At 41.8% G+C, this 12,790-nt stretch carries 10 protein-coding genes; all 10 read right to left on the bottom strand.

Features of this window, described 5'->3' with window-relative positions; genetic code table 11:
* Nucleotides 1-181 precede the first annotated feature (181 nt).
* The 10 genes from JOC74_RS18445 to citZ all read right to left on the bottom strand — a co-directional run bounded on the left by JOC74_RS18445 (nt 182) and on the right by citZ (nt 12,694).
* Nucleotides 182-1,207 carry a glyceraldehyde-3-phosphate dehydrogenase gene (locus JOC74_RS18445; protein ID WP_225970355.1) on the bottom strand — a complete coding sequence of 342 codons (1,026 nt, stop codon included), beginning with the start codon at nt 1,205-1,207 and terminating at the stop codon, nt 182-184.
* 121 nt (nt 1,208-1,328) lie between these two features.
* On the bottom strand, nt 1,329-1,928 hold the full coding sequence (coaE, locus tag JOC74_RS18450) for a dephospho-CoA kinase (protein ID WP_053606069.1): 600 nt from the start codon (nt 1,926-1,928) through the stop codon (nt 1,329-1,331).
* Nucleotides 1,929-1,945: 17 nt separating this feature from the next.
* Nucleotides 1,946-2,581 (bottom strand): sporulation membrane protein YtaF, encoded by a 636-nt coding sequence (gene ytaF / locus JOC74_RS18455; protein WP_053603771.1) that lies wholly within the window; start codon nt 2,579-2,581, stop codon nt 1,946-1,948.
* 110 nt (nt 2,582-2,691) lie between these two features.
* Nucleotides 2,692-3,519, bottom strand: coding sequence for a DNA-formamidopyrimidine glycosylase (gene mutM / locus JOC74_RS18460; protein ID WP_053603772.1), 828 nt, complete (start codon nt 3,517-3,519; stop codon nt 2,692-2,694).
* Between the two features lie 18 nt (nt 3,520-3,537).
* Nucleotides 3,538-6,177, bottom strand: coding sequence for a DNA polymerase I (gene polA / locus JOC74_RS18465; protein WP_211086249.1), 2,640 nt, complete (start codon nt 6,175-6,177; stop codon nt 3,538-3,540).
* A 297-nt stretch (nt 6,178-6,474) separates the two neighbouring features.
* Nucleotides 6,475-8,223: a two-component system histidine kinase PnpS gene (pnpS, locus tag JOC74_RS18470; protein WP_053603774.1), complete on the bottom strand. Its 1,749-nt coding sequence runs from the start codon at nt 8,221-8,223 to the stop codon at nt 6,475-6,477.
* Nucleotides 8,216-8,938, bottom strand: coding sequence for a response regulator transcription factor (locus JOC74_RS18475; protein ID WP_053603775.1), 723 nt, complete (start codon nt 8,936-8,938; stop codon nt 8,216-8,218). The genes pnpS and JOC74_RS18475 overlap by 8 nt, the downstream gene beginning before the upstream one ends.
* A gap of 260 nt (nt 8,939-9,198) precedes the next feature.
* Nucleotides 9,199-10,146 carry a malate dehydrogenase gene (gene mdh / locus JOC74_RS18480; protein ID WP_053603776.1) on the bottom strand — a complete coding sequence of 316 codons (948 nt, stop codon included), beginning with the start codon at nt 10,144-10,146 and terminating at the stop codon, nt 9,199-9,201.
* Between the two features lie 35 nt (nt 10,147-10,181).
* On the bottom strand, nt 10,182-11,450 hold the full coding sequence (gene icd / locus JOC74_RS18485) for an NADP-dependent isocitrate dehydrogenase (RefSeq protein ID WP_053606070.1): 1,269 nt from the start codon (nt 11,448-11,450) through the stop codon (nt 10,182-10,184).
* A 125-nt stretch (nt 11,451-11,575) separates the two neighbouring features.
* Entirely contained in the window at nt 11,576-12,694 is a 1,119-nt protein-coding gene (gene citZ, locus JOC74_RS18490) for a citrate synthase (RefSeq protein WP_053603777.1), read from the bottom strand.
* Between the last annotated feature and the right edge of the window lie 96 nt (nt 12,695-12,790).

The raw sequence follows: 12,790 nt of genomic DNA on the forward strand, positions 1-12,790 counted from the left end.
CGCAAATAATACCACGGGGGAAAGTTAGTCCTAAGAGGTCCTAACCCTTTAAGTATTGACGATTCAATTGCGAACGAGAAGATCACGAAAAATAGTATACTTTGTTTGTGATATTTTTGCAACAAAAGTTTTGTCCAGGGGAGAAAAGCATAATTAAGTTTTACCCATGACTTCGTGCGGGTTAAACCACTGACATTTGTTTCATTTTGGATGAGACGAAAGTAGCAAGCTCCACAACTCTGCAGGAATATCCCCATTCATTATCATACCATGCCAAGACCTTCACCTTGCGTTTTTCCATGACCATTGTCGTTAAGCAGTCGACCACAGCGGAATGCGGATTTGAATTGAAATCAATTGAAACCAGAGGCTCATATGTAGTTCCCAATATTCCATAAAATGAACCTTTTGATGCATTCTCAAAAGCAAAATTTATTTCCTCAGCGCATACATTTGTTCTTACATCTACTACTAAATCGACTAAAGAAACATTCGGGGTCGGTACTCGCAGAGCGAGCCCATGCAGCTTTCCCTTTAAATGGGGAAGGACTTCTGAAAGAGCTTTTGCTGCACCGGTTGTAGTAGGAATAATTGATTGTCCGCAGGATCTTGCCCTTCTTAGGTCTTTGTGAGGGTTATCAATTGCATTTTGATCATTTGTGTATGCATGAACAGTAGTCATTAAACCATTCTCAATTCCAAATGAATCGTCAAGAACTTTGACAACTGGAGCAAGGCAGTTCGTAGTGCATGATGCATTTGAGATGATCGCATGCTTATCCGGATCAAATTGCTTCTCATTGACACCCATCACAATGGTAATATCTTCATTCTTCCCCGGAGCTGTTAATATTACTTTTTTCGCCCCTGCTGTTATATGCCCTTGTGCCATTTTTTTCTCATTAAATTTCCCTGTAGCCTCAATCACAATATCGATCCCCATCTCCATCCAAGGAAGCTGCTTTGGATCTCTGTGATTCAGTAAAAAAACTTTTTTTCTGTTCACTATCAGGCTGTCACCATCAACCTGCACATTTGCACCGTATACTCCGTGATTTGTGTCATACTTTATTAAATGGGCCAATGTTTCAGGTGGATAACTTGCATTAATTGCAACAACATGCAGCTTGTCATCAAGCATTGCTTTTCTGAAAACCATTCTGCCGATCCGTCCAAATCCGTTTATTGCCACTCTTGTCTTACCCACTCCTAGTCCCCCTCGTTTAATATGTTATACTTTTTACACATTATTCACAAATTAGTATAACACATTAAAATCCACCTGCCATCGTTTTTTATAAAAAAAAGAGCACGCAATCTGTGCTCTTCTAATTCGCCGTAAGCTTATTTAATATGCGATAAAGCTGGGCTTTCGTTTCGCTTATTTCTCCAGAATTGTCAATGACAGCATCCGCTTTTTTCTTTTTTTCTTCAAGAGGAAGCTGGGCATTTATCCTGTTTCTAGCCTGCTCTTCAGACAAATGATTGCGTTTCATGAGACGATCCAGCTGAAGTTCTTCTGACGCCGACACAACCAAAATATAATCAACAAAATGCTCCAAGCCGCTTTCAAAAAGCAGAGGAATATCTAAAACCACAAGCTTGTGTCCGCTCTGTATGAGATCATCCCGTTGATTAACCATTTCTTTCCTGACCTCTGGATGGATGATTTGATTTAATAACTGTCTCTTTTGTTCATCAGCAAATACGATCGATCCAAGCTTTACACGATTCAACTCGCCGCTTTCCATTAAAATGTCTTTTCCAAATGCTTCAATTATCTTTTTAAAAGCTGGCTTCTCTTTAGCAACTGCTTCCCTTGCCAGAATATCGGCATCAATTACCGGAATTTGTTCCTTTTTCATCATGTCCGCAACCGTACTCTTTCCAGTTGCGATCCCTCCGGTCAGACCTATTACGATAGTCAAAAATTTCTCACATCCTTTTAAAGCTTCCATAACCCGATAATAATTAAAAGAAAGCCCGGAACCCAAGCCAATTTATCCATCCAGCTCCATTTTGAAAAAACATGTCCAGCCTTTATGCCGGCAAGAAGAAAACTTGAGCTCATGATTGCCACGGACAAACTCATATCCAGCGGAGAAAATCCGAGCATAGATGCCCCGATACCCGCGCCTAGAGCATCTATTGAAAGAGCCAAACCTAAAAGAAAAGACTCTGCACCATTGATCGTACCAGAACGATCAATGTCCGCACTGGTCGGTTTCCGGAGAATATGAATGACAATTCCTAACGATTTCAATTCAAGATTCATCAAAGTTTTTTCATTAATCAGCGTTTCCTGTTCTTTTTCTGGCCGGAAAAATTGATACATTACCCAGCTTCCCATCACAAGAAGAATGATTCCTCCGAATTTTTCCGTTACTTGATCAGGCAGCAGTTGAGTAAGAAAATGCCCTGCAAACATGGAAAAAAGCAAGATGAATCCCGAGCAGCAGGCAATGACAAAAACCGCCTTAAGAGGAATTCTCATTTTTCTCAACCCATAAGTAAAACCTACAGAGAAGCTGTCTAAGCTAACGGCAAATGCAAGCAGAAGCAGCGATGCAAACGACGTCATATTCAACTCTTCCTTTCTGCTAAAGCAAAACGAATGAACATCTGTGTGTTGAACATTCTAAATCATATGCTTTAACAGCTTGAATAAATGATTCGCCTCGCGCACCATGTTTAGCGCTTTTGGCAGCTTGCACAAAAGTGGGTTCCTCTGCCTCCGACTACTATTTTGCTAATTGGAGATCCGCACGTTTTGCACGGCTCCTCTTTTCTGCCATACACAAAGAGCTGAAGCTGAAATGCTCCTTCTTTCCCTTCGGAATTTACATACGAGCGAATGGTGCTGCCGCCGGCATCAACCGCTTCTTTTAATGTCAAATAGATTTCCCGGTGCAATTTTTCGATCTGCATGGGAGACAAACGATTCGCAATCGTCTCAGGATGAATGCCTGCCCGAAATAGCGTTTCATCGACATATATATTTCCCAGCCCGACGATAATTGTCTGATCAAGCAAAGCATTTTTAATTGAGCGCGCCGTTTTTTTTAGTTTTTCTTCTAAATAAGCAGGCGTGAACCTATCAGAAAATGGTTCTGGACCAAGCTGTGACAGAGGAAGCTCCTTTGTTTCCTCTCCAGGCGAAAACAAATGCATCGTTCCAAACTTCCTGACGTCGCGGTACCGTAATTCAGTCCCGTCTCCAAAGCGAAAAATCACGTGGACGTGAGGATCATACTCATCACTTTGCTTATACAATCCATAGCGCCCTTCCATCCGGAGGTGAGAGACGAGTACATAATGATCCAGCCTCAGCAAAAGAAACTTGCCTCTTCTGCCAACAGAATGAATCGTTTCACCGACTAGAGCTCTTGCAAAGGCTTCTGGCTCTGCCGGCTTTTTAATTATTTTGTGCCATCTGATTTCAACTTCACTAATTTCTTTGCCAATGATCAGTTCTTCGAGCGTGCGTCGGACCGTTTCAACCTCGGGCAACTCCGGCATTTCTTCCACTTCCTCACTTTACTTAGCATCATACCAAGAAGGTCCATGAGAATAATCCACCTTTAAAGGTACATCCAATTTCAATGCATTTTCCATGACTTCCGGAACGAGCTTTTCTAATATGTGTATTTCTTCTTTTGGTGCTTCAAATATTAATTCATCATGGACCTGCAGCAATAGCTTTGATTCAAGCTTTTCTTTTTTTAGTGCTTCTGCCATATCAATCATAGCTTTTTTTATGATATCCGCTGCGCTTCCTTGAATCGGGGTATTCATCGCCGTCCGTTCGGCAAAGCCTCTCAGATTAAAATTCCGGCTGGTGATTTCCGGGATATAACGCCTTCTTTGAAGTAAGGTGGTTACAAATCCTTTTTGCTTCGCTTCCTGAATCGATTCATCCATATACTCTTTTACGCCTTTAAAGCTTTCCAAATAGCGGGTAATAAATTCTCCTGCCGCTTTACGGGTAATACCAAGGCTTTGTGACAGGCCATAGTCACTGATGCCGTACACGATGCCGAAGTTCACCGCTTTTGCCTGTCTTCTCATATTCGCTGTAACTTCATCAGCTTCGACATGAAACACATCCATTGCCGTTTTTGTATGAATATCCATATCATTTGTAAAGGCCTCTATCAAATTTTCATCCTTTGATATGTGGGCGAGAACCCGTAATTCGATTTGAGAATAATCAGCAGCAAAAATCAGCCAGTCCTTTTTTGAAGGAATAAAAGCTTGACGGATTTTACGCCCTTCTTCTAAGCGAATTGGGATGTTTTGCAGATTAGGGTCAATAGAGCTTAATCTGCCGGTTTGGGTAAGCGCCTGATTAAAGCGGGTATGAACTCGGTGCGTATCCTGTTTAATGACCTTTAACAATCCCTCAACGTATGTAGAATGAAGCTTGCCGATTTGCCGGTAATGCAAGAGATACTGGACAATTTCGTGTTGGTCAGCCAGCTTTTCCAGCACATCCGCTGAAGTAGAATAGCCCGTTTTCGTCTTTTTTATGACAGGCAGCTGAAGCTTATCAAACAATATGACACCAAGCTGTTTCGGAGAATTGACATTAAACGGTTCTCCTGCGAGTTCATGGATTTTTTCTTCGACTTCCTTCAGCTTGGCCGATAACTCGGCTCCCATGTTTTTTAGACGGTCGATGTCCACCTGTACCCCTTCGCTCTCCATCTCTCCAAGGATAACAGACAAAGGCAGCTCTAGATCCTCGTAAAGCTCCAGCTGTTCATTTTTTTTCAGGTCGTCCAGCAAACGATCATACAGCCTGGTAATCGCCATCCCTTTTCTAGCAAGGTGGTCAGCAAGAGAATTCTCTTCTGGACATGCTCTTTTTGCTCCTTTTCCGTAGACCGTTTCATCGGAAGAAACGAGTTGGATCCCTTTCTCTTTTGCGACACTGGCAACATCCTCATACGAGCTTGCCGGATTTAATAGATACGCGGCGAGAAGCACATCGAATTCAGCGCCTTTTAAATGGACTCCCTGCCATTTAAGAGCGACTTGAGCCTTCTTGCTGTCAAAGATCCATTTCTTCTTCGATTCATCTTCAAGCCATGCTTTAAATGCTTCTGAAGCTAAACCTGCTTCAGAAGGTATGAAAAAGGCACCAGAATCATTCACAATCGAGAAACCAACAATCGGCTCATCATGGTAATGTTCACTCATTTGTTCAACGACGAGTGACGAAGGAGATAAGAGTATATCTTCTTTTACTTCGCTGCAAATTTCAACCTGAATTTCCTCCAGCTCTTCTTCTTCACCAGCAGACTCTCCTTCACCGAGTTTTTCAAGAAGGGTATTAAAGCCCAGTTCTTTATATAAGCCAACTACCTTGTCCATCACAGGTCCGGCATAGGTAAGCTCAGCAACCCCCACTTCAATCGGGGCTTCTGTTGTAATGGTCGCAAGCTCTTTGCTCATAACAGCCTGGTCTTTAAATTCCTCAAGCTTTTCTTTCAGCTTATTCCCGGATACTTCGGAAATGGATTCCAGCAGCTTCTCTACAGTATCAAATTGTTTCAGCAGCTTAATTGCCGTTTTCTCACCGACACCTGGAACACCCGGAATATTATCTGAGGAATCTCCCATAAGGCCTTTCATATCAATTATTTGTTTCGGCTCAAGCCCGTACTTTTCTTTCACGTGGGCAGGAGTATAATTTTCTACTTCGGTAATGCCTTTTTTCGTAATGGCAACGGTTGTATGTTCAGAGGAGAGCTGAGTCAAATCCTTGTCGCCTGACACGATTTTAACGGTATATCCCTCTTTCTCCGCTGACTTTGCAAGCGTACCAATGATGTCATCAGCTTCAAAATTTTCAAGCTCGTACGTTTTCACCTGATACGCATTTAGCAGCTCTCTTATAAAGGGCATCTGTTCAGATAGCTCTGGAGGAGTTTTTTGGCGGCCGCCTTTGTATTCTTTAAAAGTCTTATGTCTAAACGTTGTTTTGCCCGCATCAAATGCGACGAGCATATGAGACGGTTTTTCTTCCTCAAGCATTTTCGTCAATATCATTGTAAAACCGTACACAGCATTTGTATGGATGCCTTTTTCATTATTTAGAAGCGGCAACGCAAAAAAGGCGCGGTATGCCAAACTATTGCCGTCCACAAGCAGAAGCTTTTTTTGTTCTGTCATTCAATTCTCCTCCTAAAAAGCCCTAATCGTATCTTTTATCCCGTATTAACGGGCAGTAAGACCCCCACCTCAAGGTTTTGAGTGTAAACGAGCAATCCTAGGTGGGGGCTGATTGAAGTTTCACTTTATTTTAACAAAGTTCATAAGGAAAGAAAAATGAAGGGAAAAACGAAAAAAGGGACGAGAACACGTAGGTTCTCGTCCTAAAAATGGCTCCTTGGATGAAGGGGTTTTCGAAGATAATCTTACCAGCCCTTCATTAATTCACCGTGAAAAGAATGTTAACAATTTGTAAACTTAGAGATTTCGATTTAATTCAATCGTAAAAATCGTGCCTTTTCCTAATTCACTTTCGACGTCAATTCTGCCTCCGTGAATTTCAATGATATGCTTTACGATGGCAAGCCCAAGTCCGGTACCGCCTGAATTGCGACTTCTTGCGCGATCCACTCTGTAAAACCTTTCAAAAATTCTTGGGATATGTTCTTTTTTTATTCCGATGCCTGTGTCTGCCACCTGTGCAATGACCTTATCCTTCAATTGTTTTAACGTAACATTGACTGAGCCTTTCTCAGATGTATAGGCAACAGCATTGCTCATTAGGTTTATAAAAACTTGCTTTAAGCGGTGTGGATCTCCTTCTACCTCCACTTGCTCCTCAGGCAATTCGAGCACAATATCAATTCCTTTTTCTTCAGCACGATAAGAGAGGATATTGGCAACATCATTAATAATTTCTTTAATGTCACATGTTTCAGCAACCAAATGAAAGTCTTGCTTTTCTAATTTTGATAGCTCTAGCAGATCGTGGATTAATGATTCCAGACGGTCGCTTTCTTTTAGAATAATTGAAAGAAAATGAGAAAGAGTTTTTTCATCCTTCATTGCGCCGTCCAGCAAGGTTTCCGAGAATCCTTTAATCGATGTGATCGGGGTTTTTAATTCGTGGGAAACGTTGGCAACAAAATCTTTCCTCATTTGCTCAAGCTTGCTCATTTCTGTAATGTCATGAAAAACAAGAACGATTCCCTTCCATTCCTCATTGTTTCCGGTAATTGGAGCACCTTCCACTTCAAAATAGCGCCTTTCTATGCGAAACGGAAGATGAATCAGCCTTTTTGCTTTCGATTCCGTCATAAAGATTTCTTCTACCAGATGGATGACTTCTTCATGCTGAAAGGCCTCATAATACAAATGATATAAAAATGTTTCCGGCTGAATTTGGAATTGCTCCTTAAATGCCCGGTTGACTAAATTAATATAGCCTCTTCCATCGATAAGAATCAGTCCGGATCCCATATTCTCGATTAAGGTTTGCAATCGGTCTTGCTGCATTTGCTGGGCACGGGTCATGTCCTGTAAATTTCTAGCTAAAATATTAATCGATTGGCTCAGCATGCTCGTTTCATTCATATGCTCTTCATAGGTTCTTGCATCATAATTTCCTCTAGCAAGCTCCATGGCAACCTTCGTGGCTGATTCGATCGGCGTCGTATACCTGGACGTGATTTTCAGACCTGTAAAGAGCAGAATTAACAAAGCAACACCTAATCCCCCTGCCAGCGCCCACCACATTTGCCGTTCCATCTCTTGCATTGAGTATGCAGGACTGCTGAGCAGCAGATAACCTTGTTCTCCGTTTGCCGCATCGAAGGGTACAGCATAATGCAGAAACCGGGAATCCCAATCTTCCACTTGAAATCCAGGTAATTCACGTTCATGCTCGAGCATTTCTTTTATGATGGTTTTATCATGATTTCCATTGTGTCCGCTCTCAAAAATTACATTCCCGCTTTCATCCAGAAGCATGGCCTGCCCCTGTAAATGCTGAACTGCTTTTTTTAAGAGATCTTCGTTTTCTGCAGACTTGAGATTTTCTGTATCCAGCAAGGATTCAACAAGCCCTGCTTCATGCCGGATTTGATCGTTTGCTTTTTCTTCATAAAATCGGTTAAAAAGCAGATCCAATATCAGCCCAAGGGCAATAAAGACTGCGATAACCAAAGTAAACAAAGCAAGAAAAAGCCGTAAACGAAAATTATTCATTCGCTTTCGGCTCCTCGAGTTTATATCCAAGACCCCTGATTGTTTTTATATAGATCGGTTTCTTAGTGTTTCTTTCTATTTTTTCACGCAGATGGCTGATATGCACATCGACAATTCTCGTGTCGCCTGCGAAGTCGTAATTCCAAACTGCGCTTAAGAGCTGGTCTCTCGTTAGCACTCTTCCTTTATGGCGTGAAAGGTAAAGTAAAAGCTCGAACTCTTTTGGTGTCAATTCAAGCTGCTCTGACAAAAAGTAGGCTTCATAATGCTCAGGAAGTATTCTCAGATCACCGATTCTCACTTGTTCTACATCTTCATCCACATCATTTTCCGGAAGAAAAGAAGCAGTCTGAGACCTCCTTAATATCGCCTTTACCCTTGCAACCACTTCTCTTGGGCTGAACGGTTTTGTCATGTAATCATCTGCCCCGAGTTCAAGGCCAAGCACTTTATCAAATTCATCGTCTTTTGCAGTTAACATGAGAATAGGAATCATCAGTTTCTGCTGTCTAAGCTGCTTACAGACCTCAATACCATCCAATTTTGGCAGCATGAGATCCAAAACGATGAGATCCGGATGATGCTCGACAGCTTTTTGAAGGGCTTCTTCCCCATCCATTGCTGTCTGGACATCATATCCAGACTGATTTAGGTTATATTGAAGAAGAGTCAGAATTGATTCTTCATCATCAACGACTAAAATGTTTTTACTCATTTTGTTCCTCCAGCTTCAAATTTCCCCAACATCCATTTTCTATCTATAATTCACTATTTATCTTTATTTTAACGAAACCTTCACAATTCGACAAATGATATTTTTGGAAGCTTCTTACGCAAAAAAAGAAACCACTTCTGTGATTTCTGAATGTAAAGTGCAGTTTCATCCAGTTATTTCTCAAAGCTTGACTTGCACTTTTAACCGTTCTTTAACACGGAAAAAACAAGAAGGCCTAAAAAAGCCTTCTTGCCTAACAATTACGTTAGAGACAAAACGTTCATGACATTTTTAACAGATTCAGCTGATCGATTCAGCTGGATTTTTTCATCATCGGTTAATTCAAGCTCAATAATTTTTTCTAGTCCGTTTCCGCCGATAATCGTTGGAACACCGAGGAAAATGCCATCGTACCCATATTCGCCTTCGAGATAGGCAATGGCCGGAAGAACGCGGCGTTGGTCCTTTAAAATGGCTTCAATCATTTCCACTAACGATGCCGCAGGAGCGTAATATGCACTGCCGTTTCCTAGAAGGCTGACAATTTCTCCTCCGCCCTTTCTCGTCCGTTCAACGATTTGATCAATCCGCTCTTGCGGAAGAAGGGTTTGTAGCGGAATCCCTCCTGCATAGGAGTAGCGGACGAGCGGAACCATGTCATCACCATGCCCTCCTAATACAAAGCCGGTAATATCTTTAACAGAAAGATTAAGCTCCTGAGCGACAAATGTTCTAAATCTCGCAGAATCTAATACTCCCGATTGCCCGATTACGCGTTCTTTCGGAAGACCTGACTCTTTGTACACCGTATAAGTCATGGCATCAACAGGATTCGTCAAAACTACAATTGTACAATCAGGTGAATATTTCACAACTTCGTGTGTTACGCTGCGCATAATTTTTTCATTTGTCGTCACTAAATCATCACGGCTCATTCCAGGTTTTCTGGCAATTCCAGCTGTAATTACGACAATATCGGATCCTGCGGTATCTTCATAGTTTGAAGTGCCGGTTACATTCGCGTCAAATCCTTGAACAGGACTTGCTTCAAGCATATCCAGCGCCTTGCCTTTAGTAGGGTTCTCAAGCTGGGGAATATCCACTAACACAACGTCTGCCAGCTCTTTTTGGGCTGTTAGAAATGCTGTTGTTGCTCCTGTAAAACCGGCTCCAATGACAGAAACTTTGCTGCGATTCTTCTTTCCCATTCTCCCAATCTCCCTTATCGCGTTTTTGTCAATCTTTAGTCCATGTTTTTAATAAGCTCGTCTCCAAATTCGGAGCACTTCACTTCAGTGGCACCTTCCATAAGTCGCGCGAAATCGTAGGTAACGACCTTGCTTGCAATTGTTTTTTCCATCGCTTTTAACACTAGTTCAGCGGCTTCAGTCCAATTTAAGTGCTCTAGAAGCAGCACGCCGGACAGGATGACTGATGATGGATTTACCTTATCAAGACCAGCATATTTCGGCGCCGTTCCATGAGTCGCTTCAAAAATCGCATGTCCGGTTTCATAATTGATATTTGCTCCCGGAGCAATTCCGATTCCGCCGACTTGGGCAGCAAGTGCATCTGAAATATAATCTCCGTTAAGGTTCATAGTCGCTACAACGTCAAACTCGCTTGGTCTTGTAAGAATCTGCTGCAAGAATATATCAGCAATGCTGTCTTTAATAATAATTTTGCCTGCTGCTTCAGCTTCGCTTTGCGCTTTATTCGCTGCATCCCTGCCTTCGCTTTCTACAATGCGGTCATATTCAGACCACGTGAACACTTTATCGCCGAATTCTTTTTCAGCCAGCTCGTAGCCCCAATTCTTAAAGGCGCCTTCAGTGAATTTCATGATATTTCCTTTATGAACAAGTGTGACGGATTTTCTTCCGTTCTCGATAGCATAGTTAATCGCCGCACGAACCAGACGCTGAGTACCTTCTTCAGATACAGGCTTGATCCCGAGTCCTGAAGTTTCAGGGAAACGGATTTTATTAACGCCTAATTCATTTTTCAAAAAGTCGATTAGTTTATTCACTTCATCAGAGCCTTTTGCATATTCAATGCCGGCGTAAATATCCTCGGTATTCTCGCGGAAAATGACCATATCTGTGTCTTCCGGACGTTTTACCGGAGAAGGAACGCCGGTAAAATAACGGACCGGGCGAAGACAAGTGAATAGATCGAGCTCTTGCCTAAGCGCTACGTTTAATGAACGAATTCCCCCGCCGACTGGAGTAGTAAGCGGTCCTTTAATCGCAATAAAGTATTCGCGGATGACTTCAAGAGTTTCTTCAGGAAGCCACTCTCCTGTTTTATTATAAGCTTTCTCTCCTGCATACACTTCTTTCCATGAAATCTTTCTTTCACCATTGTATGCTTTTTCAACAGCAGCTTCCAAAACCCGTGAAGCTGCATTCCAAATGTCAGGTCCTGTCCCGTCTCCTTCAATAAAAGGAATAATCGGATGATTTGGAACATTTAATACTCCATTAGAAACAGAAATTTTTTCTTGTGCCACAATAAAACCTCCTAGATATGTAATAGGGAATAAAAATAGGCTTGCAATGGTCTGCACAATAATGTGCATTTTATTTGCAAATAAGAGGTTCATAATCATCAATGATAGAACCTCTTACTACCATACTAGATTCTTTCATCAATAGGAACATATTTTTGCAAATCCGGACCCGTGTATTCTGCACGCGGGCGAATCAGGCGATTGTTTTCATACTGTTCAAGAATATGCGCCAGCCATCCTGATGTTCTGCTTACGGCAAAAACCGGAGTGAACAAATCATGGTCGATTCCAAGGCTATGGTAAACGGACGCGGAGTAAAAATCAACATTTGGCGGTAATTTTTTTTCAAATGTGACGACTTCCTCTACTTTTTTAGAAATGTCATACCATTTGGATTCACCTGTTAAATTGGTCAGGCGCTTGCTCATTTCCTTCAAATGTTTCGCTCTTGGATCCCCATTCCGATATACTCTGTGGCCAAATCCCATTACTTTTTCTTTTCTTTGAAATAACGCTTGGATATGAGACTCTGCATTTTCCACATTGCCAATTTTAGTCAGCATTTTCATGACCCCTTCATTGGCTCCGCCGTGAAGAGGGCCTTTTAAAGCGCCAATCGCTGCTGTTATTCCGGAATAAACATCAGAAAGTGTTGCTACACACACTCTCGCTGTAAATGTAGAGGCGTTCAGTTCGTGGTCTGCATGAAGAATAAGAGCTTTTTCTAGAGCCTCCACTTCAACCGGCGATGGATCTTTTCCCTTTAGCATATAAAGAAAATTTTCGGCCAGGCTGGTATCTTTCTTTGGCTGTATAGGCTCTAAACCTTTACGGATTCTGGAGAACGCCGCAACGATTCCCGGTATTTTCGCTTGAAGGCGCACGGCTTTCTCGTAATTCGCTTCCTTGTTCATCTCATCGGCATTATCATCAAGCATGCCTAGCATTGATACAGCAGTTCGAATCGCTGCCATTGGATGCACGTTTTCAATTGGATACGATTTGAAATGATTAAAAATTTCTTCGGGAAGAACAGCATTTTCAGACAGCTGCTTCTTTAATTCTTGCAGCTCTTCTTGATTCGGAAGCTTTAAATGCCATAGCAAATAAATTACTTCTTCAAAACTAGCATTCTCTGTTAAATCATCAATGTCGTAGCCTACATATGATAGTGTATCATCAATAATCGAACTAACAGCAGATGTAGTTGCTACTACCCCCTCTAAACCTCGTGTTGCAGTCATATAAATCTCTCCTTTTCAATAAATTTCCCCTTTTTATCGAAACACCAAACCGCTGACAAACCCCTTTATTTCCCGATTTACCAAAAAAGAAAATGC

The organism is Bacillus capparidis (assembly GCF_017832095.1).
Classification (GTDB): Bacteria; Bacillota; Bacilli; order Bacillales; family Bacillaceae; genus Bacillus; species Bacillus gobiensis.